At 31.2% G+C, this 26446-nt stretch carries 21 protein-coding genes; 11 read left to right on the forward strand and 10 right to left on the reverse strand.

Annotated features, from left to right (window positions below; genetic code table 11):
- Positions 1 to 28: 28 nt before the first annotated feature.
- Genes AC27L2_RS06570 through ruvA form a run of 3 tightly spaced genes read left to right on the forward strand, consistent with a single transcriptional unit; the run spans position 29 to position 1943 of the window.
- On the forward strand, positions 29 to 757 hold the full coding sequence (locus AC27L2_RS06570) for a YebC/PmpR family DNA-binding transcriptional regulator (protein ID WP_487210915.1): 729 nt from the start codon (positions 29 to 31) through the stop codon (positions 755 to 757).
- 47 nt (positions 758 to 804) lie between these two features.
- Positions 805 to 1350 (forward strand): crossover junction endodeoxyribonuclease RuvC, encoded by a 546-nt coding sequence (gene ruvC / locus AC27L2_RS06575; RefSeq protein ID WP_487210916.1) that lies wholly within the window; start codon positions 805 to 807, stop codon positions 1348 to 1350.
- A gap of 5 nt (positions 1351 to 1355) precedes the next feature.
- Positions 1356 to 1943 carry a Holliday junction branch migration protein RuvA gene (ruvA, locus tag AC27L2_RS06580; protein WP_487210917.1) on the forward strand — a complete coding sequence of 196 codons (588 nt, stop codon included), beginning with the start codon at positions 1356 to 1358 and terminating at the stop codon, positions 1941 to 1943.
- A gap of 10 nt (positions 1944 to 1953) precedes the next feature.
- Here ruvA and AC27L2_RS06585 read toward each other — a convergent pair whose 3' ends face one another.
- The 3 genes from AC27L2_RS06585 to AC27L2_RS06595 all read right to left on the reverse strand — a co-directional run bounded on the left by AC27L2_RS06585 (position 1954) and on the right by AC27L2_RS06595 (position 5188).
- A complete protein-coding gene (locus AC27L2_RS06585; RefSeq protein ID WP_487210918.1) occupies positions 1954 to 3219 on the reverse strand; it encodes a glutamate-5-semialdehyde dehydrogenase in 1266 nt (421 codons plus the stop codon).
- A gap of 16 nt (positions 3220 to 3235) precedes the next feature.
- Positions 3236 to 4372 carry a glutamate 5-kinase gene (gene proB / locus AC27L2_RS06590; protein ID WP_487210919.1) on the reverse strand — a complete coding sequence of 379 codons (1137 nt, stop codon included), beginning with the start codon at positions 4370 to 4372 and terminating at the stop codon, positions 3236 to 3238.
- Positions 4373 to 4447: 75 nt separating this feature from the next.
- Entirely contained in the window at positions 4448 to 5188 is a 741-nt protein-coding gene (locus AC27L2_RS06595; protein WP_487210920.1) for a rhomboid family intramembrane serine protease, read from the reverse strand.
- Between the two features lie 164 nt (positions 5189 to 5352).
- On the opposite strand from AC27L2_RS06595, the gene AC27L2_RS06600 reads away from it, so the two are divergent.
- The 5 genes from AC27L2_RS06600 to thrC all read left to right on the forward strand — a co-directional run bounded on the left by AC27L2_RS06600 (position 5353) and on the right by thrC (position 12333).
- Positions 5353 to 7386: a thioredoxin domain-containing protein gene (locus AC27L2_RS06600; protein WP_487210921.1), complete on the forward strand. Its 2034-nt coding sequence runs from the start codon at positions 5353 to 5355 to the stop codon at positions 7384 to 7386.
- Positions 7387 to 7660: 274 nt separating this feature from the next.
- Positions 7661 to 9046: an aspartate kinase gene (locus tag AC27L2_RS06605; RefSeq protein WP_487210922.1), complete on the forward strand. Its 1386-nt coding sequence runs from the start codon at positions 7661 to 7663 to the stop codon at positions 9044 to 9046.
- Between the two features lie 13 nt (positions 9047 to 9059).
- Positions 9060 to 10103: an aspartate-semialdehyde dehydrogenase gene (gene asd, locus AC27L2_RS06610; RefSeq protein ID WP_487210923.1), complete on the forward strand. Its 1044-nt coding sequence runs from the start codon at positions 9060 to 9062 to the stop codon at positions 10101 to 10103.
- Positions 10100 to 11035, forward strand: a complete 936-nt coding sequence (locus AC27L2_RS06615) for a homoserine kinase (RefSeq protein ID WP_487210924.1) — start codon at positions 10100 to 10102, stop codon at positions 11033 to 11035. Before asd ends, AC27L2_RS06615 begins: the two co-directional genes overlap by 4 nt.
- Positions 11032 to 12333, forward strand: coding sequence for a threonine synthase (gene thrC, locus AC27L2_RS06620; RefSeq protein WP_487210925.1), 1302 nt, complete (start codon positions 11032 to 11034; stop codon positions 12331 to 12333). The genes AC27L2_RS06615 and thrC overlap by 4 nt, the downstream gene beginning before the upstream one ends.
- A 4-nt stretch (positions 12334 to 12337) precedes the next feature.
- Here thrC and AC27L2_RS06625 read toward each other — a convergent pair whose 3' ends face one another.
- The 4 genes from AC27L2_RS06625 to mnmE form a co-directional block, all read right to left on the reverse strand.
- Positions 12338 to 13456: an SIR2 family protein gene (locus AC27L2_RS06625; protein WP_487210926.1), complete on the reverse strand. Its 1119-nt coding sequence runs from the start codon at positions 13454 to 13456 to the stop codon at positions 12338 to 12340.
- Positions 13457 to 13522: 66 nt separating this feature from the next.
- Complete coding sequence (gene rsmG / locus AC27L2_RS06630; protein ID WP_487210927.1) at positions 13523 to 14167, reverse strand: 16S rRNA (guanine(527)-N(7))-methyltransferase RsmG; 645 nt, start codon at positions 14165 to 14167, stop codon at positions 13523 to 13525.
- 51 nt (positions 14168 to 14218) lie between these two features.
- Positions 14219 to 16093, reverse strand: coding sequence for a tRNA uridine-5-carboxymethylaminomethyl(34) synthesis enzyme MnmG (gene mnmG, locus AC27L2_RS06635; protein ID WP_487210928.1), 1875 nt, complete (start codon positions 16091 to 16093; stop codon positions 14219 to 14221).
- Positions 16094 to 16168: 75 nt separating this feature from the next.
- Positions 16169 to 17536, reverse strand: a complete 1368-nt coding sequence (mnmE, locus tag AC27L2_RS06640) for a tRNA uridine-5-carboxymethylaminomethyl(34) synthesis GTPase MnmE (RefSeq protein ID WP_487210929.1) — start codon at positions 17534 to 17536, stop codon at positions 16169 to 16171.
- A gap of 185 nt (positions 17537 to 17721) precedes the next feature.
- On the opposite strand from mnmE, the gene clpB reads away from it, so the two are divergent.
- Together clpB and AC27L2_RS06650 are read left to right on the forward strand one after the other, a co-directional pair.
- Positions 17722 to 20340, forward strand: a complete 2619-nt coding sequence (gene clpB, locus AC27L2_RS06645) for an ATP-dependent chaperone ClpB (protein WP_487210930.1) — start codon at positions 17722 to 17724, stop codon at positions 20338 to 20340.
- Positions 20341 to 20375: 35 nt separating this feature from the next.
- Positions 20376 to 22196, forward strand: a complete 1821-nt coding sequence (locus AC27L2_RS06650) for a VIT domain-containing protein (RefSeq protein WP_487210931.1) — start codon at positions 20376 to 20378, stop codon at positions 22194 to 22196.
- A 47-nt stretch (positions 22197 to 22243) separates the two neighbouring features.
- Here AC27L2_RS06650 and AC27L2_RS06655 read toward each other — a convergent pair whose 3' ends face one another.
- Complete coding sequence (locus AC27L2_RS06655) at positions 22244 to 23479, reverse strand: DNA polymerase Y family protein (RefSeq protein ID WP_487210932.1); 1236 nt, start codon at positions 23477 to 23479, stop codon at positions 22244 to 22246.
- 89 nt (positions 23480 to 23568) lie between these two features.
- Positions 23569 to 25629 carry an acetate--CoA ligase family protein gene (locus tag AC27L2_RS06660; protein ID WP_487210933.1) on the reverse strand — a complete coding sequence of 687 codons (2061 nt, stop codon included), beginning with the start codon at positions 25627 to 25629 and terminating at the stop codon, positions 23569 to 23571.
- Between the two features lie 150 nt (positions 25630 to 25779).
- Between AC27L2_RS06660 and AC27L2_RS06665 the strand changes: the two genes are divergently transcribed.
- The gene (locus AC27L2_RS06665) at positions 25780 to 25986 is read left to right on the forward strand and encodes a hypothetical protein (RefSeq protein ID WP_487210934.1); all 207 of its coding nucleotides are present in this window, start codon (positions 25780 to 25782) and stop codon (positions 25984 to 25986) included.
- Here AC27L2_RS06665 and AC27L2_RS06670 read toward each other — a convergent pair.
- Positions 25983 to 26420: a copper chaperone PCu(A)C gene (locus AC27L2_RS06670; RefSeq protein WP_487210935.1), complete on the reverse strand. Its 438-nt coding sequence runs from the start codon at positions 26418 to 26420 to the stop codon at positions 25983 to 25985. The two genes, AC27L2_RS06665 and AC27L2_RS06670, sit on opposite strands and share 4 nt — an antisense overlap.
- Positions 26421 to 26446 lie beyond the last annotated feature (26 nt).

Genomic DNA, 26446 nt, shown 5'->3' on the forward strand with positions numbered 1-26446 from the left:
ATGTAAAAGATATAAAGGAGATATTTTTATGTCGGGACATTCAAAATGGGCAACAATTAAAAGAAAAAAAGCAGCACTTGATGCAAAAAAAGGGAAATTATTCACAAAGTTAATTAAAGAAATTACAATTGCTGCTCGTCAGGGTGGAGGCGACCCAGAAGGCAATCCAAGACTTCGACTTGCAATTGATAACGCCAAAGCTGCTAACATGCCGGCTGAAAATATCGAAAGAGCTATTAAAAAAGCTACAGGTGAACTCGAAGGTGCAACTTACTACGAAGTTATTTATGAAGGCTATGGACCAGGTGGTGTTGCATTAATGGTCGAAGCCGCTACCGACAACAAAAACAGAACCGTAGCAGAAATTCGTCATATCTTTTCAAGAAATGGAGGAAGTCTTGGTGAATCTAATTCGGTTGCATGGATGTTTGAACGAAAGGGCATAATTACTGTTAAACGAGAAGGCAAATCTGAAGATGAAATGCTTGAAATTATTCTCGATGCCGGAGCAGATGATTTACAAACTGAAGAAGAATTTTTCGAAGTAACTACTTCACTTGAATCATTCGACAAAGTAAGAAAAGCTCTTGCCGAAAAAAAATTGAACATCGAAAATGCATCTTTACAATGGGTTGCTAAAAATCATATTTCCGTTAACGGCGAAGATGCAGAAAAATTAATGAAACTCATTGAATCTCTTGAAGACTGTGATGATGTCCAAAATGTTTATTCAAATGCAGATTTTGTTGATATGTAAAAATTTTTTCTAAGTCACATTCATCAAATACTTAAAAAAATTTCATAATGAGAATATTAGGCGTAGATCCCGGAACAATAACAACTGGTTATGGAATAATTGATTTCGACAAAAACGAAATTAGTTACATTGCTTCCGGGACTATCCAGATTCCTACAACAAAAGACTTTGGTCCCCGTCTTGAAAAAATTTATGATGAACTTTATAAAATTATAAAAAAGTATAAACCTACAGAATTTGCACTCGAGACAGCATTTTACGGAAAAAATGTTCAATCAGCATTAAAGATTGGATATGCACGCGGAGTTTCACTTCTTGCTGCGGTTCATAATAAACTTCAAATAAAAGAATACTCGCCGAGAGAAATAAAAAAGTCGATTGTTGGAAAAGGCTCTTCTTCAAAAGAGCAAGTTCAATATATGATTAAAAAAATCTGTTCAATAAAAAAATCTAAAATGAAATTCGATGAAAGTGATGCAATAGCTGTTGCAGTGTGTCATGCTTTCAAAATAAAATCAAACTATAATCATAAAAGAAGCAAAAACTGGAAAGAGTTTATTGAATCAAATCCTGAAAGAGTAATTCAATATTAATTATTATGATTGGTTACATTAGAGGAAAAATAATTTCAAAAAAACCCACCAAAATAATTTTAGATGTAAACGGTGTGGGCTACTTAATCAACATTTCAGTAAATACTTTTGAAAAAATTGTAGATAAAGAAGAAACATCGCTTTACACATTTTTAAGTGTTAAAGAAGATTCACTTGATTTGTATGGATTTTATTCTTTAGCCGAAAAAGAAATGTTTGAGTTATTAATCAGCGTAAGTGGAATTGGTCCCAAAACTGCACAAAGCATTTTATCAGGAATTCAAATTGAAGATTTGAAAGATGCAATTAAATTTGGAAACATCGGTCGATTAACTTCTGCTCCAGGAATTGGAAGAAAAACTGCAGAAAGAATGATTGTCGAATTAAAAGATAAAATTGAAGTTGTTTCTGAAGTCGGCACTGAAATTTCAAAAAGTGTTTCTTCAATTAAGAATGATGCAGTTGCTGCACTTGTAAATCTTGGTTATAATCAAAAGACAGCTGAACGAGCAGTTCGAGCTGTAACAGAAAAATATCCAAACATTTCAATTGAAGATTTAATACGTGAATCTCTTTCAGTATTAAATAACTAAAAATTTATAATCAGTTCAAATCAACTTTGTGGCGGGTTTGTCCATTTCCAATTACGATAAATTTTTTTGTTGTTAATGCTTCAAGACCCATTGGACCATAAGCATGAAGTTTTGAAGTTGAAATTCCAATTTCCGCTCCTAATCCCATTTCGCCTCCATCAGCAAATCGTGATGATGCATTAACCATAACAGATGAGGAATCGACATCCCGCAAAAATCTTTGAGCTGTTTGCAAATTGTTAGTTACAATTACTTCAGTATGATTTGAACCATATTTTTCAATGTGTTCAACTGCTTCTTCATAACTTTCTACAACTTTAACAGAAATAATTAATGCAAGATATTCAGCATAAAAATCTTCTTCGGTTGCAGCTTTAGAATCTGGAAGAATTTTACATGTTAATGGACATCCTCGAATTTCAACTTTCTTTTTCTTAAGAACTTCTTCTGCCAATGGCAAGAAATTTTCTGCAATATCTTTATGAACAAGCATTGTTTCAAGTGCATTGCATACTGCAGGTCGAGAAGTTTTTCCATCTATTAATAATCTAATTGCCATATCAAAATCTGCATCTTTATCAACATAAAGATGGCATACACCTTTGTAATGTTTAATCACAGGAATACGGCTGTTCTCTGCAACAAATCTAATTAATCCTTCGCCGCCGCGAGGAATAATCAAATCAATATATTCATCCAATTTTAGTAATTCTAAAATTGCTTCTCTATCTGTTGTGGGGACAAAAGTTACAATTGAAGAATCGACGCCGCATTTTTCAATTCCTTTATGAAGTGCCTCAACAATTGCAACATTGGAATTAAATGCTTCTGAACCGCCTCTTAGAATTACAGCATTTCCACTTTTAATGCATAATGCTGCTGCGTCTGAAGTTACATTTGGTCTTGCTTCATAAATTATTCCTATTACTCCAAGAGGAATTCTCATCATTCCAACTTGAATTCCATTTGGACGAATTCTAATATTTGATATTTCTCCAACAGGGTCAGGCAATTGAATTATTTCTTTAATTGCATTTGCCATTGAAGTTAATCTCTCAGGTGTTAAAAGAAGACGGTCTAACATTGCATCTGATAATCCTTTCTCCCTGCCATATTGAATATCTTTGCTGTTTGCTTGAAGTATAAAATCTTGATTGGCAATTAATTCATCTGCCATTGATTGAAGAACTTGATTCTTCTGATTTGTATTTAATAGCGAAAGTTTATATGCAGCTGATTTACTTCTTTTTGCTAATTCAATTAAATTATTTTCCATGTTGCACCTCAAATAATTATTCTGATTCGATTAGAACCAATTCATCACGATGAATAATTTCTTCTGTAGTTAAATATCCAAGTATATTTTTTATTTGATTGCTCTTTTTGCCTTGAATTTTTTTCAGGTCATTTGAATTATATTGACTAATTCCTTTTGCAATTAATTTAAAATCATTTCCTTCTTTAAGATAAATTTCAACTGCATCGCCTTGTTTAAATTCACCTTCGATACCAACAATTCCGGAAGGCAGCAACGATGCACCTTTTTTCTGAATGGCTTTTGCAGCACCTGAGTCAACAAAAATTTTTCCACTTGCAGGTAGAGCATAAAGCATCCATAATTTCTTTGCAGCAATTGGATTTGGATTTTTCTTAAAAATTGTCCCTTTAAGTTTTCCATTTAATAAATAGTCAAACACTTCGCTTTTTGTTGCATTGATTATAATTGTATCAATTCCAAGAACTGTAGCTTTTTGTGCTGCTTCAAGTTTAGTTTTCATTCCACCTGTAGAAATATTACTTTTTGAACCTTCTGCAAGTTGATAGATTGAAGAATCAATTTTTTCTACTACTGGAATTAATTTAGCATTTTTATTTTTCTTTGGGTCAGAATCATATAAGCCGTCAATATCAGTGCATATAATAAGCAAATCTGCTTCTGCTAGCATTGCTACATAAGCTGCAAGGTTATCATTGTCGCCAACTTTTAATTCTTCTGTAGCAACGGTATCATTTTCATTAACAATCGGAAGAGTTCCAAGTTCAAGCAACTTTTTTAATGTATTTTTTGCATTAACAAATCTTTTTCTGTTATGGATATCGTCGTATGTCAACAAAATTTGAGAGCATGGGAAATCGAAGAATCGGCTCCAACTTTGCATAAGAAGAGTTTGACCAATTGCAGCAAGAGCCTGTTTTTCAGGGATTGAGCGATTGTTCTTTTTCAATAATTGCGGTTGAGTTGATAATCCAGCGGCAACAGCACCAGAAGAAACAAGAATTATTTCTTTTCCTTGATTAATACATTTTGTAATAAAAGCTGCAATTGGCAAAGTATATTTTGAACTGCACTTAACTCCACCTGGTGCAATTAATCCACTTCCAACTTTGATTACCGCTCGTTTCCAATTAGATAAAGTTATGTATTCCATCTTTGAAAAAAGTTTATAAAGTTTTTTAAAGATAATTAATTTGAAGAGTTAAAAAAATTTTCGAATCCGACAAAATTAAAAATTTCTATAACTGAGCCACCATTCATCTCTATACATAGGTTTTCTGCTTTTCTTCTTAAAAATATGAACAGCAATCGCACCAAAAATAAATCCGCCTATATGAGCCCACCATGCAACTCCGCCTGTTGCACTGCTTTCAATTGATAGTGCAAGTGTTCCCTGAAACAATTGCATAATAAACCAGAAACCAAGCACAAATAATGCTGGCAGCTGAATTATATCGAAGAATATAAAAATTGGGAAAAGAACAACAACTTTTGCATTAGGATACAAAAACATATATGCACCAAGCACTCCAGCTATTGCGCCACTTGCCCCAATTGTTGGAATAGAAGACTCTGGATTCATCACAATATGAGAAAAACTTGCTGCAAGTCCACAAAGTATGTAAAAAATGAAATATCTAAAGTGTCCCATTCTATCTTCAACATTATCACCAAAAATCCAGAGATAGAGCATATTTCCAAAAAGATGAAGCCAGCCGCCATGCAAAAACATTGATGTAAACAATGGCAGTATTCGATTATAATCAGAAAAATAAATTACCTCGCCAGTATATAATTGCATTCCTTGATAAAAATATTTTACTGGAATAACACCAAACTGCTCAATAAATCCTTGCAAATCTGAACCCAGCATAAGTTCAAAAATGAATGCAATGATATTAATAACTATCAAAGTTATATTGACGATTGGAAAAGATTTAGATGGAACATCATCTTTTAATGGAATCAAATTTTTTCCTCACACATTTTATTTTCTTTTTTAAGATAAAAAAACTAAATGATAAATGTGATTATAAAAATTTTGTTTCATAACTTGCAGATGAAAATGATAATTCAACAACACTTTTTTTATTGAACTAATTTAGTTGACATTAAGTTTATAAAGAAAAAAATATGAACAGATTAGCAAAAGAAAATTCACCTTATCTGCTGCAGCATGCAAATAATCCTGTTGATTGGTTTCCCTGGTGCGAAGAAGCATTTGAAAAAGCAAAAAGAGAAGACAAACCAATTTTTCTTTCAATTGGATATTCTACTTGTCACTGGTGTCATGTAATGGCTCACGAATCTTTTGAAGATGAAAGAGTTGCAGAAATTTTAAATAAAAATTTTGTTTCAATAAAAGTTGACAGAGAAGAAAGACCTGATATAGATAACATATATATGCTTGTATGTCAAATTATAACAGGAAGAGGAGGCTGGCCTCTTTCAATTTTTATGACTGCCGACAAAAAACCATTTTATGCAGGAACTTATTTCCCAAAATATTCTTATGCAGGTAGAATTGGTTTTATTGATTTATTAAATCACATCATCGAACTCTGGAAAACAAGAAAAGATGAACTGCTAAGAAGCACTGATGAAATTACAAGATATTTAGAATTACAATTCAAATCATCAGAGGAAGAAAATTTACATCCTGATATTTTGAAAAGAACTTTTACTTCACTTAAAAATAATTTTGATGAAATTAATGGTGGATTTGGAACAGCACCAAAATTCCCTTCGCCACACAATTTAATTTTTCTGTTTAATTATTATCAAAATTACAATGATGAAGATGCCTTAAAAATGGCATTAAAAACACTCGAACAAATGCGTATAGGCGGAATTTTTGACCAGCTCGGTTATGGATTTCATAGATATTCAACAGATGAAAAGTGGCTTCTTCCTCATTTCGAAAAAATGCTTTACGACCAATCATTATTACTCGAAACTTATTCGATTGCATATAAAATTACACAGGATGAATTTTACAAAAATGTTGCTTATGAAATTTATTCTTACTTGAACAATGAAATGCTTTCATCAGAAGGTGCTTTCTTTTCTGCTCAGGATGCAGATAGCGAAGGCGAAGAAGGAAAGTTTTATTTATGGACTACAAATGAGATAAAAGAAATTTTGCCACATAAACTTGAAATCATAAAACAAATATTTAATCTTTCAGATGAGGGAAATTTTCTTAATGAAGCAACAAGAAAATTAACAGGCAAAAATATTCTGCATCTTTCAGACAGATTAAACAACGTTCTCAAAAAATTAAACATTGATTTTGAAGAATATGAAAAAATAAGAAGAATGCTTCTAAATCACAGAAGCAAAAGGATTCCTCCATTAAAAGATGACAAAATACTAACTGATTGGAATAGTCTTTTAATCTCATCACTCATAAAATCATATATCATATTTAATGACGAAACTTTTTTAGAATCTGCAATCAAGTGTTATGAATTTATAATAAATAATTTATTTGATGGGGAAAAATTATCCCATGCATACAAAAATGGAAATAAACTTGCAGAAGGTTTTCTTGATGACTATGCATTTTTAATTAGAGCTTCGTTAGACCTTTATAAAGCAACACTTAATGAAAAATATTTAATTAATTCGCTTAAGCTTAATTCTATTCTTGATGAAGAATTCTTTGACAAAGAAAATGGCGGGTACTTTTTTACCTCTTCAAATAATGATAATATTATCCGCACAAAAATACTTTATGATGGAGCTATTCCATCTGGAAATTCTGTTCAGCTTTCAAATTTAATCAGATTATTTCATTTAACCGGTGATGCTCATTTTTCAGAATTAATAAACAAACAATTAAAAGCATTTTCACATCAAGTAAATAATGCATCATTTGGTTATACATATTTTTTGAATTCATATTTGCTACTTCATCAAGAAAGCAAAGAACTTTTAGTTATAACTCAAAAAAGTCTGGATAAAGAATATATTCACAAATTAGCTGAATATGAAAATTTATATACAATTCTTATTACTCCAGAAAATAAAGAGGCATTAAATAAAATCGCATCATGGATAAAAAACTACGAAGCAGTAAATAACAAAACAACTTTTTATTTATGTAAAAACTACTCATGCAATCTTCCTGTAAATAATATTGATGATGTATTAAAAAACATTTAATAATAATTATGCATTTTTATTCATAATTATAAAAAATTTCTTTGGGCTATTGAATCTATTAAATATGATTCTTATAATCACAAGTGAATTTTCGGTTTTTAACAAATTGAGCAGATTAGAAAGAAAATATTATCATTTACCCTCGATCATTAAAACTCTGTTTAACACAGAGCTTTCCATTACAACGTATACGTTAACGACGACGCGTTAATACGAACGCGCTTCCCTTAAATATCTTTTCCTTAAATAAAAATTAAAAAGGTGTAAAGCACAAATGAGAATATTAAAATTTGGTGGTTCAAGTGTAGGAAATGCAGAAAGAATTAATAATGTTATTGAAATTCTTCAAAAATATTATATTTCAAAAAAAATAAAATTTTCTGTAGTCTTTTCTGCATTTCAAGGAGTAACAGATAAACTTATTGAAATTGGAAATCTTGCTCATAATAGAAATTCTGAATATTCAACTGAATTAAATGCATTAATTGAGCATCATAATAAAATTGCTGCTCAACTAAATCAAAAAGAAAACACTAAACAATTAATTAAAAAATTAGAAAAACTTTTCAATGAATTAAAAGAAGTTGTTGATGGTGTTTATCTTGTAAAAGAATTAACACAAAGAACACTCGATTATATCGTAAGCTTTGGCGAAAAACTTTCCTGCACAATTATTGGCGAGACAATGATTAACCGCGGAATAGATTGTGAAATTTTATTTGCAGATAAACTAATTAAAACAGATGATAATTTTGGTTCTGCCCGTGTAGATTTCAAAACAACAAATAAAAATATTGTCAACTATTTTAGAAATCACAAAAAACTTCAGATTATTACTGGATTTATTTCTTCAACATCAAAGAATGAAATTACAACATTGGGACGAGGCGGTTCTGACTACACAGCATCGATTTTTGGTGCTGCATTAAATGCAGAGTTAATCGAAATATGGACAGATGTAGATGGCATTTTAACAGCAGACCCTCGCAAAGTTAAAAATGCATTCCCCCTCGAATCAGTTACTTATGAAGAAGCAATGGAATTATCTCACTTTGGAGCTAAAGTGATTTATCCTCCGACAATGCTTCCTGCACTTCATAAAAAAATTAAAATAGTTATCAAAAACACATTTAATCCAGAATTTCCTGGAACAATGATTGTCGAAAAAGAAAAATCTCCAAAATTTACTATCAAAGGAATCTCTTCAATTGATGAGATTGCTCTTGTTCAGGTTCAGGGCGGTGGAATGATTGGTGTAAGCGGTATCGCTGCAAGATTATTTGGTGCTCTTGCAAGACATAATATAAATATCATTCTTATATCTCAAGCATCATCGGAACACAGCATCTGTTTTGCAGTTTTGCCAAAACATGGAGACATTGCAAAAAAAATTATTGAAGAAGAATTCCGAATTGAAATTATGGATGGCAAAATTGGCAAAGTTGAAGTAGAAAAAAATTTATCGATAATTGCTGTTGTTGGTGAAAATATGCGTCACACTCCAGGTATTGCAGGTAAAGTATTTGGTTCACTCGGGAATAATAAAATCAATATTATTGCAATTGCCCAAGGTTCATCAGAATTAAATATTTCTCTTGTCATAAGCAAAAATAATTTAACAGATGCATTAAATATTTTACACAAAGCTTTATTGAAATAAAGAGGTAAATTATATGAATACACAAAAAATACCAGTTGGAATTTTAGGAGCTACTGGAAGTGTTGGACAAAGATTTCTCGAACTGCTTTCAAATCATCCATGGTTCGAAGTTGTTGAACTTGCAGCTTCAGATAAATCTGCAGGAAAAAAATATTCAGAAGCAACAAACTGGATTATGCAATCTCCTCTTCCAGAAAAATTTGCAAACATGATAGTAAAAAAATGTGAACCAAATTTTGATGCAAAAATTATTTTTTCGGGACTCGATGCATCTGTAGCTGGTGAAATTGAAACTGCATTTGCAGAAGCCGGTTATTATGTAATTTCAAATGCAAGAAATCACAGATTTGATGATGATGTTCCTTTGATGATTCCAGAAGTAAATCCAGATCATCTTGAATTACTAAAATCACAAAAATATAAAGGTGGAATTATAACTAATCCAAACTGCTCAACAATTGGCTTGGCATTAGCATTAAAACCGCTTCATGACAATTTTGGAATTGAAGTTGTAAATGTAGTTACTATGCAGGCTGTCTCCGGTGCTGGTTATCCTGGACTTCCGAGCATGGACATTATTGATAATGTAATTCCATTTATAAGCGGCGAAGAAAAGAAAATGGAAACAGAACCACTCAAAATTCTGGGAAAGTTCAACTCAAATAAAATTGAATTTGCTGATTTTAAAATTAGTGCACAATGCAATCGTGTTGCAGTAATTGATGGGCACACAGAATGTGTTCAGGTAAAATTGAAAACTAAGACTACAGTTGAAGAAATCATTAAAGTATGGAAGGAATTTAAATCTGTTCCACAAGAACTTGGTTTGCCTTCAGCACCAGAAAATCCAATTGTATATTTTTACGAAGAAAAGTATCCTCAACCAAAAATTCACAGAAATGTTGAAAAAGGAATGGCAACTTCTATTGGCAGACTAAGAGAATGTCCAATATTCGATTTTAAATTTGTGATATTATCTCACAATACAATACGCGGTGCAGCAGGCGGCACAATTTTAATTGCAGAATTAATGAAAGCAAAAGGATATATCCAATGAGTTCAAAAAGCATAAGAGTATTTGCACCTGCATCTGTTTCCAATGTCGGTCCCGGCTTCGATATGATGGGCTTTGCTCTTCATGAACCCGGCGACGAAATCATTATCAAAAAAAATAATTCAAAAGAATTAAGAATCATCAACATTGAAGGAGATAATGGAAATCTTCCTGTTGATGTAGATAAAAATACAACAACAGTTGCAATAAAATCTCTTCTTGAAAAATATGATTTAAATGTAGGACTTGATGTTTCAATCCATAAAAAAATGGGAATTGGAAGCGGGCTTGGTTCAAGTGCAGCAAGTGCAGTTGCCGGTGTCTTTGCTGTTAATGAACTTCTTGATTTAAAACTTCCTAAGCTCGATTTGCTTGTTCATGCAATGGCTGGCGAATTTGTTGCAAGCGGAAGTATTCATGCAGATAATGTTGCACCATGTTTATTCGGTGGATTTGTTTTAATAAGAAGTTACAACCCTCTCGACATTATTCAAATTGATTATCCAAAAAATTTATACTGCAGCATTGTTTACCCAGATATTGTAATTAAAACAAAAGAAGCAAGAAAAATTCTAAGTAAAACTGTAAAATTAAAAACAGCAATTGCTCAAGCTGGAAATGCTTCCGGTTTAATTATTGGATTAATGACCAAAAATTTTGATTTAATTAGTCGTTCAATTATTGATTTAATTGCAGAACCAAAACGAGCAAAATTAATTCCCTGTTACAACAGAGTCAGAAAAGCAGCTCTTGATAACGGAGCATTAAATTGCAACATAACCGGCTCTGGTCCATCGATGTTTGCTTTTTCAACTTCTGCTAAAGATGCAGAAAGAATTGCCAATGCAATGTTAAAAGCAGTTAACCAAACCGGATTAAAAGGAAAAAAATATGTTTCAAAAATTAATGGGAAAGGACCAATAGTTTTAGAATGAAATACTACAGCACAAACAACAAAAATCTCATTGTAAATTTTGAAACTGCTGTAATGCAGGGACTTGCAGAAGACGGCGGTTTATTCATGCCAGCAGAATTTCCTCAAATGGAAAAAGATTTTATTGATTCACTCGAAAAATATTCTTTTCAGGAAATTGCATTTCGTATTGCAAAAAAATTTATTGAAGATGAAATTCCAGAGAGCAGTCTGCACGATATCATATCAAACTCAATTACATTTCCGGCTCCATTAGTTTCAATCGGAAAAAATCTTTATGTGTTGGAACTATTTCATGGACCAACACTTGCATTCAAAGATTTTGGGGCAAGATTTATGGCAAAGACTATGGGCTATTTTGTTGCAAAGAGAAATACAAATCTAAATATACTTGTAGCTACATCTGGCGACACAGGAAGTGCAGTTGCTCATGGCTTTTATGACACATCAGGCATTAATGTTTTTATTTTATATCCGAAAGGAAAAGTAAGTTTAATTCAAGAAAAACAATTAACAACACTCGATAAAAATATTACAGCATTGGAAATAGATGGAACATTTGATGATTGTCAAAGATTAGTCAAAACAGCATTTGTTGATAAAGAACTGAATAAAAAATTGAATCTGACTTCGGCAAATTCAATAAATATTGCACGATTACTACCACAAGCATTTTATTATTTCGAAGCTTACAAACAAATTTTAGATAAAAAAATTCATTCAATATTTTCTGTACCTTCAGGAAATCTTGGAAATTTAACTGCCGGTTTAATTGCAAAAAAAATTGGTTTGCCAATATCAAAATTTATTGGTGCAGTAAACAGCAATAGTGTATTTGCAGAATTCTTAAGAACAGGAACATTTAATCCTCGCCCTTCAATTCAAACACTATCAAATGCAATGGATGTTGGAAATCCAAGCAACTTAATTAGAATTCGTGAAATTTATTCCAATATTTTGAAAGACATGCAGAATGATATTCATTCAGAATCTTACGATGATATTCAAACACGAAAAGGAATTAAAGAAGTTTATGAAAATTATAAATACATTATTGACCCGCATGGTTCGGTTGGATATTTAGCACTAAGAGATTACATAAAATTCAATCAGCAGTTTAACGGTGTAATTCTTGAAACAGCTCATCCAGCAAAGTTCAAAGATGTAATTGAAGAAGAATTAAAAATAGAAGTAGAAATTCCGGAAAGATTAGCAGTTTGCTTGAAAAAGGAAAAGAGAACAGTGGAACTAAGTTCGCAATATGAAGATTTGAAAGATTATTTGATGAAATTAGTGTAAGAATTTATTTTCTAATTATTTCTTTCAGTAAATCCCTCTCCAGCAGCTCTTCAAACGATGCATTTATAAATTTTGCATCTTTTGATATTGACTTGTAACTAAGCTCAAGTGATTCTTTCTTTTTCGGATTTATTACTGTTACTTCAGTTCCTGCTTGAATATGTTTCTTAAATAATGCAATTATATGTAAATCAGCATCAGACATTGAATATCCAATAAAAATTATTTTTCTTGTCGAGCGAATCTCTCGCGATGCTTCTACAAGTAACTGTGAAATCACAGGATGATGCAGTCTCTTCAAATAAGATGGCGGCATTATCAATGTTTCAAACTCTGTTTCATCAATCGGACATTTAAATTCATATTCCTCTTTGTCGGGATAAGTATAACCAAGAAATTTTCCTCTGTTCAAATCTATTTTTCTATCCCAAGGAGTAAGCAAAGTTAGATTGCAGCAGTTGCAGTATTTCCAGTTCAAGCTACCATGAAGTTTTATAATTTTAATTGGAACTGGAGAAACATTCTCTTCAACCAGAACAGGTTCACGAGGATTAATCCAAAAATTGTAATTTGTTAATTGCGGTATCTTTTCATAATTCATTAATGGAATGCAATAATCAAGATAAAAATTTTGTTTGAATAAAAATTCAAACGACTGTTCAAGCAATGTATCATAATTTAATGTGATGATTGATGAATTAGGAACATTTTCGGCGAGTGTTTTCCAGAAGAGATGATAGTAGTGACTGTTTTTATCTGTATTCAAATTAACAATGTAATGAACAAGTTTAATTAAATATTCTTTAATATCTCTCAATACTGAATTTGTGTATTTCGAATTCAGACTTTCATTATGCTGAATAAAATAATCAATAAAACCAAAAACTGCTTCAAGACGAGGATAAAGATTCAATTCTCTGTTAAACTCAAAATTATCGTTAATAAATTCGATAACAATTTTTCCAATTGCAGAATTTTTTATTTCTTCATTTTCATTTGATAAAATTTGAGGAAGAATATCTCTTTGAAGTGGAACTCCATCGGGATGCGAAGCACCTGCGCCAAGCACAAAAATCAAATCACGATGCTGTGGATATTTTATAAACTTTTCAATTTTATTCATAAACTCAAACTGAGAATATCAGCCAAATCTGCGCAATCTGCGTGCTTTTTAATTAAAAAAGGAAAATCATTTATTGATTTCAAAAAGTATCAGCTTTTTTCCTTTTTCGTTTCTTGAATTTGTTGGCTTATAGGCAAGTTCAAAAATTGTAGACTTCTTGATATAAGCTTTATACTTTAGTTCTGCAGCACTAAATTCATCATTCAAATCGCCGCCTTTGATTGATGCAATAAAAGATTTTTCTTTTAACAATGGCAATGCATAACTAAAAAGAATTAACAATGGAACTGTTGCACGACTAATAACAAGATCAAACGACTGTGAATATTTTTGTCTGAATTCTTCACTTTCTACTCTGCAATTTTCAGCTGTTAAATTATTTAATTTAAGTTTAGAAATGAATTCTTTTACTGCATCAATTTTTTTTGCAGTTGAATCTACAAGAACACCTTTAAGTTGTGGACGAGTTATTGCAAGAGGAATTCCAGGGAATCCGCCGCCAGTTCCAATGTCTACAAAATTATTAATTTTTTGAGGAAGAAATTCAGAAACATAAGATGAGATAAACACATGATTTTCGATTATCTTTTGAACATCTTTGCGGGAAATTAAATTAACTTTAGAATTTTTTTGAGCCACAAGAACAGCAAAATTTGCAAGGCGCTCGAGCTGATACTCATCTGGGTTTATATTGTTTTCCCAGAAGAGCATTTTCAACTCACGAAGATACTGCTCGTATGAATTCAAAGAAAAACCTCAAAATTAACTCTTCAAATATACTAATAAAACTGAAATATCTGAAGGTGTTACGCCAGAAATTCTTGAAGCCTGACCAATTGACCTTGGCTTTACCTTACTCAACTTTTCCCTGCCCTCTGCTGATATTGCTTTCAAATTAGAATAGTCAAAATTTAATGGGATTAATACGTTCTCTAATTTTTCCATTTTTTCTATTAATTCCATTTGTCTCTGAATATAACCTTCATACTTAAATTCAATTTCAATTTGTTCTAAGGCTTTCAAATCTTTAATTAAACTTTCATACTCTCTATTTTTATTTTTTATTATTTCTAGTAAGTCTTTTAGACTAACTTCAGGTCTTTTGACAAGCTTATCAATTGTTTCTGCATTATCAATTGGTGCAGTATTTAATTGAATTAAATACGGATTAATTTCTGAAGGAAGAAGTTTTGTTTTGCTCAAAAGTTCTTTTGATTTTGTAATCAATATCTCTCGTTCTTTCAATTCATCATAAAGTTCTTTTGGAATTAAACCAAATTCATAACCATATTTCATTAATCTTCTATCTGCATTATCCTGTCTTAAAATCAATCTATGTTCAGCACGAGATGTAAACATTCGATATGGTTCATCGGTTGACTTATCAACAAGGTCATCAATTAAAACACCAATGTAAGCTTCACTTCTTTTAAGAACAAATTCCGGTCGTTTTTGAATTTTTAATGCAGCATTAATTCCTGCAACAATACCTTGAGCTGCAGCTTCTTCATATCCTGAAGTTCCATTAATCTGTCCGGCAAAGTAGAGTCCCTCAACAAGTTTGGTTTCAAGAGTTAAATCTACTTGATGAGGAGGAAAGAAATCATATTCGACTGCATAACCGGGACGAGCCATTTCAACATTTTCGAGACCTTTAATTTTTCTCAAAGCTTCAAATTGAATATCTTCTGGAAGAGAAGTTGAGAATCCATTAATATAAATCAAATCGGAATCCAGACCTTCTGGCTCAAGGAAAAGCTGATGTCTTTCTTTATCTGAAAATCGATAAATTTTATCTTCAATAGATGGACAATATCTTGGACCTCTTCCTTTAATTTTTCCTGTAAATAGTGGTGACCTGTCAAATCCTTTTTCTAAAATTTTATGAACTGTTTTATCCGTATAAGTTATATAGCAGCTTAATTGAGGAAGATATGGAAATTCTTCTTTAGGAGTTCTAAGAGAAAATGGCTGAGGTGGATTATCTCCTTTTTGTTCTTCAAGAATATCCCAATTTATTGTATCTTTTTTCAATCTTGGTGGAGTACCGGTTTTAAGTCTTCCTGCTTCAAATCCTAATTTAACAAGTGATTCTGTTAAACCTACTGCAGGTGGTTCACCATATCTTCCGCCTTGAAATGACCTCAAACCAGTATGCATTAAACCATTCAAAAAAGTGCCTGTAGAAATTATAAGTGCTTTACATTTAAATTCCTGACCTTTTTGAGTTTTAACTCCTACAATTTTTTTATCTTCAACAATAACTTCTGTTACAGAATCTTCAATTATATCAAGATTTGGGACAGAAAGAACAATTTTTAATGCTTCTACAGAATAAAGTTTTCTATCATTTTGACTTCTGCCTGCCCAAACTGCGGGACCTTTAGATTTATTCAAAGTTCTAAATTGAATTCCAGACCTATCGGCAATCATGCCAATCATTCCGCCAAGTGCATCAATTTCATGAACAAGGTGACCTTTTGCACTTCCCCCGACTGCAGGATTGCATGACATTCTGCCCATTGCATTTTTATCCATTGTAATCATAGCAACAGAGCAGCCCATTCTTGCTGGAGCAGTTGCTGCTTCTATACCTGCATGACCACCACCAACTACAATTACATCGTATTCCTTCATATTAATCCTTTCTGTTTCACGTGAAAAATTTTAATCGATATTGGAAAAATTTTTAAGGTTTCACGTGAAACTGATTTATTTCCCAATGCAAAATTTTGAAAATATATTATTTAATATATCGTCCGTTGTAACTTTGCCTATAATTTCACTTAAAGCATTTTCAGCATTTCTTAAATCAACAGCAATAAATTCTCCTGTTAACTTTTCTAAGATTGAATTTTTTGCATTTATTAGATGCTCTTTTGCTTTTTTGAGTGCATTATAATGTCTTATGTTAGATACAATCGCTGTTTTTTCTGTGTAGACATTTGTTCCAATTGCTTTTTCTTTTAATTTATGAAATAAATTTTCGATTCCTTCCCCTGTTTTTGCAGAAATCCCAACATCAAATCTATTATCATTAATCTTCTTCAAATCTATTTTGTTTACCACCTTTAATATTTTGTCTTCCTTATTTAATGATAAAATTTCTTCAAAAAGTTCATTATCAAATCCTGTTTCTACATCATTCAAAAATAAAACTATATCTGCATCTTTCACCACATTTCGGCTTCTTAAAACTCCTTCTTTTTCAATCGCATCTTCAGTCATTCTAATGCCTGCAGTGTCATGAAGTCTAAATAATATTCCATCAATTGTTAATTCTTCTCGAATTACATCTCGTGTTGTTCCAGGAATTTCACTTACAATTGCTCTTGCTTCTTTAAGCAAATAATTCAATAGTGATGATTTACCTACATTTGGTTTTCCAACCAATGCAACATTAACCCCATCTCTTATTACTCTTCCAAAGGAAAATGTGCTCAATAAGTTATCTATTTCATTTTCTATTTCATTAATATTCTTCAAAATTTGTTCTACCGGCAAAAGTTCAATATCTTCTTCAGCAAAATCAAGTTCTAATTCAATCAAAGAAGATGTATTAATTAGTTTTTCTCTCAATGAATCGACTTTTTTTGAAAGAATGCCATCAAGTTGATTTCTTGCACCACGTAGCGATGCTTCTGTTCTTGAATTAATTACATCTGCAACTGCTTCTGCTTGAGCAAGGTCCATTTTACCATTTAGAAAAGCTCGTTTAGTAAATTCACCTGGCTCTGCTAATCTGATATCTTGTTCAACAAGCAAAGAAATTATTTTTTCTACAATTAATTGACTTCCATGCGTGCTAATTTCAACTGAGTCTTCTCCAGTATATGAATTAGGAGCTCGAAAAACTGAAATTAAAACATCATCTATTATTTCATTATTCGAATCAATTATTTTACCATAATGAATTGTGTGCGTTGGACTTTCTGTAATTTTTCTTTTGCCTTGAAATATTTTATCTACTTTAGCAAAAGTTTCCGGTCCGCTTACTCTTATAACAGATATTGCACCAATTCCTGGAGGAGTAGCAAGTGCAACTATTGTATCTTCGTTTTGTGATAGTATTTGTGACATAAAAATTCTTTCAAATTGAAATGCAAAATTAAAATAAAAGAAAAGCAGTAACAAGGTAATTGAAAAGAATCAGTATTAAGATTTATTATATTACGAGTTAGTAATGTTTTGATTAGTATTTTTTTATTTATTATGAAACTTTATTAAATTAATTTTGTATGAGCGAAAAAAATAGGTGAGAAATTATGGCATTTAATTTTAACAAATTTACAGTAAAAGCTCAGGAAACAATTCAGGAAGCTGTTGAAATTGCACAGAATTACAACAACCAGATTGTTGAACCTGAACATATTCTTGCGGCGTTGCTTCAGGATTCAAATGGTGTTGCTGTTTCTACAATACAAAAAGCTGGTGGAAATGTTAATTTAATAAAAATAAAAGTTGGTGAACTGCTTGAAAGACTGCCTAAGGTTACAGGCGCTGGTCTTGGAAGTCAACAGCTTTCTATGCATTCAGCAAGATTATTTGATAAAGCTTTCGAAGAAGCTAAAGCTCTTAAAGATGAATATGTTTCAACAGAACATATTTTACTTGCTTTAAGTGAAGATGATGGAGTTACTGGAAAACTGCTTCGAGAAAATGGCATAAACAAAAATGTATTACTTGCAGCATTAAAAGATATTCGAGGCACACAAAGAGTTACATCACAAAATCCAGAAGATACATATCAAGCATTAAAAAAATATGGAAGAGATTTAAATGAACTTGCTCGTTCCAACAAACTTGATCCAGTCATTGGAAGAGATGAAGAAATCCGAAGAGTTCTTCAAGTTCTTTCAAGAAGAACAAAAAATAATCCTGTTTTGATTGGTGAACCTGGCGTTGGTAAAACTGCAATAGCAGAAGGAATTGCTCATAGAATTGTTGCTGGAGATGTTCCTGAAACATTAAAGACAAAAAGAATTGTTGCACTTGATATGGGGGCTTTGGTTGCTGGTACTCAATATCGGGGTCAATTTGAAGAGAGAGTAAAAGCAGTTGTAAAAGAAGTTCAGGAATCGAATGGTGAAATAATTTTATTCATTGACGAGCTTCATCTTCTTGTTGGTGCAGGCAGAGCTGAAGGTTCAATGGATGCAGCTAACATTTTGAAACCAGCTCTTGCACGCGGAGAACTTCATGCAATTGGTGCAACAACACTCGATGAATACCGCAAATACATTGAAAAAGATGCTGCACTCGAAAGAAGATTTCAACCTGTTTATGTTGCAGAACCAAACGAAGAAGATTCAATTTCGATTTTACGCGGATTAAAAGAACGATACGAAGTTCACCATGGTGTTCGAATTACAGACGGTGCTATAGTTGCAGCAGTTCAGCTTTCCAATCGATACATTACAGACAGATTTTTACCTGATAAAGCAATCGACCTGATTGACGAAGCTGCATCAAAATTAAGAATTGAAATTGATTCAATGCCCGAAGAACTTGATGCAATTGAAAGAAAAGTAAAACAATTAGAAATTGAACGCGAAGCTCTTAAGCGAGAAAAAGATTCTGATTCTGCTTCGAGACTTGAAGAACTGCAAAAAGAATTAAGTGAACTCGAAGAAGAAAGAAACAGATTAAGAAGTCACTGGCTGCTTGAAAAAGAAAAGATTCAAAAAATTCGTTCAATGAAAAGTGAAATCGAAAAAGCTAAAGCTGAAGCCGATAGATATGAAAGAGAAGGAGACCTTGGCAAAGTTGCAGAACTTCGTTATGGAGTAATTAATGAACTTGAAAGAAAACTTAAAAAAGAAACTGAAGAACTTGCCGAGATTCAAAAACAAAATAAAATGTTGAAGGAAGAAGTGGATGCCGAAGATGTTGCAGAGGTAGTTGCTAAATGGACAGGAATTCCAGTAAGCAGAATGCTTGAAAGTGAAAGAACAAAATTATTGCGTCTCGAAGAAGAACTTCATAAACGAGTTGTAGGTCAAGATGATGCTGTTGCAGCTGTTGCTAATGCAATTAGAAGGTCGCGTGCTGGACTTCAAGATACTAATCGTCCAATTGGTTCATTTATCTTTATTGGAACAACTGGTGTTGGTAAAACAGAACTTGCACGTGCATTAGCTGAATTTTTGTTCAATGATGAACGTGCAATGGTCAGAATTGACATGAGTGAATATATGGAAAAATTCTCTGTATCTCGTTTAATTGGCGCTCCCCCAGGTTATGTCGGCTATGAAGAAGGAGGTCAATTAACAGAAGCTGTTCGCCGCAGACCTTACTCGGTTGTTCTGCTTGATGAAATTGAAAAAGCTCATCCTGATGTATTTAATATTCTGCTTCAAGTTTTGGATGACGGCAGATTAACTGATAATAAAGGTAGAACTGTTGATTTCAAAAATACAATTATTATAATGACTTCAAATCTTGGTTCTCATTTAATACAAGAAAAACTAAGTGTGATAGACGAAAATAATTTTGAATATGTAATGGGAGAATTAAGAATTGCTTTGACTGAATTATTACGGCAGACAATCAGACCAGAGTTCTTAAATCGTATTGATGAAATTGTTCTTTTCAAACCATTACTGAAAAATGAGATTAAACAAATTATCGACATACAATTACAAAAAGTTGGCAACATGCTTGCTGAAAAAGGTTTATCCCTTGAAGTTGAAGAAGATGTAAAAGATTTCTTGATGGAACATGGTTATGATGTAACTTATGGTGCTCGACCATTGAAGCGAACCATTCAGAAATATTTAATCAATCCACTTGCTACTGAATTGCTAATGAATAAATACGAAGCAGGAGATACTGTTGTTGTTCGTTATCCAGGTGCTGGAAAATTAGTGTTTGAGAAAAAATAATATTTAATAAATTATTAACAAAGAATTATTAATAAATGAAATACTATAATAAATTATTAATAATAGTATTTATCTTTAATGGAATTTCATTTGGGCAGGTAATATTAGATTCATTAGCAATCAATACTGAATTTTATGGGGTTATAAATAAAACTTCTGTAGAATTATATTTTTACAATCCTACTGAAAAAGACAGTTTAGAAGCAATTTTTAGTTTTAATACAAATAAATGTTCTTTTGTTGAAAATTTATATCTTGATATAGATAATAAATTGACAAAAGCAAGATCATTTCAAAAAACTATTGGTTGGAATTTATACAGAAAAATAGTAGGAAAAAAACTTGACCCAGCATATTTAACAACAACTTTCCCAGGTTATTTCATATTAAGAATATTTCCTGTAAACAAGCATCAATTTAGGAAAGTTGTAATTGTATATTATACTATTTTAGAAAGGAACAATAATTCCAACATAAATAATAGTTTTACCGATTTGAACTGGTATTTTAGACCCCATAAGACTGCTAATAAGAAAATTATAAATATTTTTTCACTACAACCTAAGAATGTGTCAATTAATTACTCTCAAATAAACAACGGTCTAAAACCAATTATAAGACTACACAAAAACTTAATAGAACATAGAATTAATAATACTACTGTAGATAATTATTTAATCACATTTAACTTTGATAAATGTAGTTCCTATACAAAATATTATAACAAATCAGTTTATTATTTTTCTAATAATATACCAGTAAATGAATATAACTATCCATTAGAAGGTTATTCTTCACTAACCAATACATCTCCATCAAATTTTATTAAATATCTTATCATAAACAGTTCTAGATTAAAAGATACAATTTATTATGATAATTATTATTCTGAACATAATTCTTTCCTTACAGACATGCTAAACTATCTTTCTAAGAAAAAATTAATCAACATAAAATTATTAGATAATAAAACATATAATAAAACTAACTACTTATGGAAAATAAATGATAGTATAATGTTTACAGGGGACATAAAATTTCATTTTACGAAACCTAAAAGATATATTAGCATTTTTTGCCCATTTGCAAATAAAATTAAAGAATATTGTAAAATCATCAATAGTAATACTTCTTCACAGTTAAAATCAGGTTTTTTAACTTATGAATTATCCAAAGTAGTTTTAGAAAATGAAAAATCTTATAAAAAAATAATTGATTCTTTAATTTATAGATATGATTATATTTATTATAATAAATACTTAGATGAACCCGTTTCTTTTTATATAGGTATCGATAAATTGCCCAATATAAAGAGTTTTGAAAAAGTAAATGCACAACTTATCTATCCAAATATTGATGAAGAAATAAAACCTCACAAATTATATATCAGGGTCATGGTTAATAACTTGGGTGAGCCAATTTTTACAGAACCAGTAAAATGGGAGAACGATATTATTGCACAGGGTTGTCAATTTGTTTTAAGTTTAGCTTCATATGAGCCTGGTTTTCATAATGGATTTAATATTACATGCCCATTAATAATCCCTCTTGTAATACGTGCAGATTCTATAAATATTTACAAGAATAAAAACTGGTCTAAATCATACATTATTAATAAGAAAAATTTCTGGACCAAATTGCTTAATAATTCATTGTTTATTTCTGAGGAGAATTTCGATATTAATAAAGCATATATTATTAAATTTAAAACCGAAGAGTTCTTTGAATTACTCTATAAAAATCCTGATGTTATTGAAATTGTTTACAAAACTCTATACGTGGGAAATATCAAAAATTTGGGGCTAGTATTAGAAAAAAATGATATTAAAAATCACATTTTAATATGTAAAGAATAAATATAATACTTCCAACTTCGATAACAATATTAGGATACTCTATTTATTTATATCTCTTCTATATCATCCTCTTCAATTTCCAGATTTGGAATTTGAGTAAATGCTATTCTCATTGGTGCTGAATTAATTGCAAAATGTGAACCGGCAAAGTATGCTGCTCCATATCCATATTTTTTATTTAACAAATCAATTGCATGGTTGAGAGATTGAAATTTTTCGTCATCTTCAAAAAGTGAAAGTGTGTATTGATTCTCTGGCATTAAATTATATAACGTAACTGCAACAGCTAAAGGTTTTTCACTTGTTGAAGGATAAAATTTCCACATTTCTTCAAAAGCTTTTATAAGCAGCAAAGTATTTTGTGTATGATTAAATGAAATTTCATTGCGCCATTTTTTACCATTCATAAATTTTACTTTTATAGACATTGTAGCACATACAAAACCCATATACCTCAATCTCATTGCGGCTTTTTGCAAAAGCCTATGCAATACTGAATAAGCTCCTTCTTTTGAACGAAATTCCGGAGGCATTACATGCGAATGTCCAACTGTTGTTCGATGTGTAGGAGGTCTTTTAACAACTTCGCCGCGCAACTGCATATACATTCTTTCACCTTCAATCCCTCCCCAAACTTTTCTTAACATAGATTTACTTGCATTACAAAGTTTTTCAACTGTATCAATTCCAAATTTTTTTAAGCGAGGTTCCATTCTTCTTCCAATTCCAACAAGGTCATTCAATTTCAATGAATATAAAATCTGCGGCAAATCTTTTTCTTCAATAACAACGAGTCCATCGGGCTTTTGCATATCTGTTGCTGTTTTAGCAAGATATTGATTTGGGGCAATTCCAATTGAACATCTTAAACATTCACCAACCTGCTCGTAAATTGTTTTTTTAATTTTTTTTGCAAGTTCAATTGCGTTTTCACGAATTTGTTGTTTACCAATTAATGTGCATGACATTTCATCAATCGAAAAAACACTATCAACTGGAATACAGGATTCGACTGCTTGAACAAGTTTATGGTGATACTCGATATAAACTCGATGACGTGCTTGAACTATAATTAAATCTGGACACACTTTCTTAGCATCAGCAACGAGTGTTCCTGTTTTAATTCCATATTTTTTTGCTTCGTAACTTGCAGCAATGCAGCAAGTTGTATCTGCTTTAACTGGAACTACTGCAACTGGTTTTCCTCTTAAATGAGGGAACTGCTGCTGTTCGCACGAAGCAAAAAATGAATTGAAATCGATGAATAAATTTCTAAGCGGCATAGTTCACAAACTTGTTTCTAAAATTATAATCACTATTTCCAAATTATGAAATGCAAAAGAAATTCACTTTTTCACATACTTAAAAACTATCAACTCATTTTAATTCTTACATCAACTGCATAAAGATTATTCTTACTGTCAATTATTAATGGATTTATATCAAATTCTTTAATCGAAGGATTTTCAATCATCATTTTCGCACATGATTTAATTATTCTTTTTAATTCATTTATGTTACTAAATTTTTCATTCCGCACACCTGAAAGTATTTTCCCAATTTTTGTTGATGCAATCATCTCTTCAACATCTTCATTGCTTAAATAACATGATTTGATTGATACATCATCAAATACTTCAACATATTTTCCGCCAAGTCCAAACATTATTATTGGTCCAAAAGAAACATCTCTATAGCCGCCAATCAATATTTCATGCATTGGCTTAATATATTTTTGAATTAAAAATTGCTCAAGTTCATATCCGCTTTGAGTTAAATTGTTTTCAATATTTCTGGCAGCAGTCAAAAGTTCTTCCATATTTTTAATATTCAATGCAACTGCTTTTGCTTCTGTTTTGTGAGTTAAATTTTTTGAAAGTCCTTTAAGAACAAGAGGATAAAAATTTAGTTCTATGTTTTTCAAATCATCTGGCAAACATATTTTGCTTTGAACTAAAGGAATACCATATTCAGAAAAAAGTTCTTCAATATCTGAATGATTCAAAACTTGATTTGATTGAAATGCAAAATCTTTTTTTTCACTTGAAGAGAAAAACAGATGCTTATTTTGATTTATACTTTTTTGAAAATAAAAGAGCATATTAGAAATAATTTCTGGCGGGTCTTCTGGATTTCTAAAAATTGGCAATTTATATTTTGAATTAATTCGATAATACTGCCAGAATTCAGGCAAAGGCATTGCAACTTGAAATATTGGTTTACTGCTCTGAATTGAGTTTATCTCTTCAATTACATCAAAAGCAGAAACCATAACCGGCTCAACAAAAATTGAAATTACAGCATCAACATTTTCATCTTGAATTATTGTTTCAATAACTTTCTTAAATGTTTGTGCATCTCCATTTGGCAGAAGGTCAACTGGATTTTCAACACTTCCTTCAGGGTGAATAATTTTTCTTAATTTTTCTTTTGTCTCTATTGATAACGAAGATAATATCAATCCTTCTTTTTCGATTTTATCTGCACAAAGAATTGCAGGACCTCCAGCATTTGTTACAACAGCAATTTTATTTCCTTTCGGCATGGGAAAATTTTCAAATCCTTTTGCAGTATTAAAAAGCTCATTCAAATTTTCTGCTCGAATAATTCCAAATTGATTTAAAACAGCATCAACTATTTTATCTGTTGTACTCATTGCCCCTGTATGAGATATTGCAGCTTTCATTCCGCTTTGAGTTCTTCCAGCTTTTAGAACTATAACTGGTTTATCAATTTTTCTTTCGATAAACTTTTTTATAAAACTTTCTCCATCAACAAAACTTTCAAGATAAAGTGCAATTGTTTTAATGTTTTTATCTTCCTGCCAGAATTCCAGAATATCGTTTTCATTTACATCGGCTTTGTTTCCAACACTTATAAAGTGAGCAAATTTAATATCAGTTACTCTAAGTGAATTAAGAACTGCTGCTCCAAGAGCTCCGCTTTGAGATAAAAATCCTGTTGAACCAATCTCTGGTTTTTCTGCTACAAAAGTTGCATTGAGTTTAATTTCATCAAGAGTATTTATTACTCCCATACAATTTGGACCAACCAATCTTGCACCAGAATTTTTAATTAATTTCAAAATTCTAGTCTCTAATTCTTTTCCTTCTTTCCCAATTTCCTTAAAGCCTGCTGTAACAAGAATTATTGACTTAACCTTTTTATTCAATAATGAAATAATAGATTCTTCTGCTATATTCTTTGGAACAACAACAATTGCTAAATCAATTTTTTCAGAAATTTCTTCGACTGTGTGATAACATTTGTAAAATAAAATTTCACCAGCTTTTGGATTGACAGGAAATATTTTCCCTTTATAACCATAATCACGAATATTTTTCAACAATTCATAGCCAATACTTTTTTCTTTGCTTGAGGCTCCAACAATGCAAATTGATTCTGGATAAAAAATTTTTTTCAGTGATTCCATTTTCATTCTCAATTTTATTCAGAAGAAAAATTAACTCTTATCTTTCACTGTTAAATTAAATCAATTCTTTTTGAGATTGAAGACGAAAATTTTTTTAATTTGACAGAAAAAATATTAGCTTGGAATAGAAATAATAAACCGGAGGAAATAATGAACAACCCAAATAATGAAAAAGAAGTTGATAGAAATACATCAAAGAATGAAAAAGAAGGGAATCATTTTTTTCAAAATGCAATTTGTCCTTTCTGCAATTCAAACATTACGATGATTTTGGACAACAAAAAAATTGAAAACCACACATCAGACTGGATTTGTCTGATATGTGGTCATGTATTCGAACATCAAAAAAATTTTTAATGCATCATCGGATTTGTCATATCCTTTACGGGCACTTTCAATTTAATTTCCTTTGAGTGCTTAAATTTTAGAACAAGGTTAATTGTATCATTACTCTTCAAGCTTCTATTTAGATTAATCAACATAATATGAAGTCCGCCTGGTTTGAAATTTATTTCGGATTTAGCAGGAAGATCAACAAATTTAACTGCACGCATTCCCATTTTATTGTTCTCTTTGAAAGTTTCATGAATTTCAACAATTTCAGCAGAATTGGATTGAGCACCAACTAAAGTATCATTTTTATTACTATTGTTTATAACTTTGAAATAAGCAGCTGAGTTACTCCCTTTTGCAGAAACCCGCGCCCATGCATCTTTAACATTAATTGTTTGAGCATAATAACTGCTTACAAAAAGAATTGAGACAATCAAAAAAAATTTTATCTGTTTCATAATTATTCCCCATCATATTTCGCTTA

Source organism: Rosettibacter sp. KY25 (genome assembly GCF_057554405.1).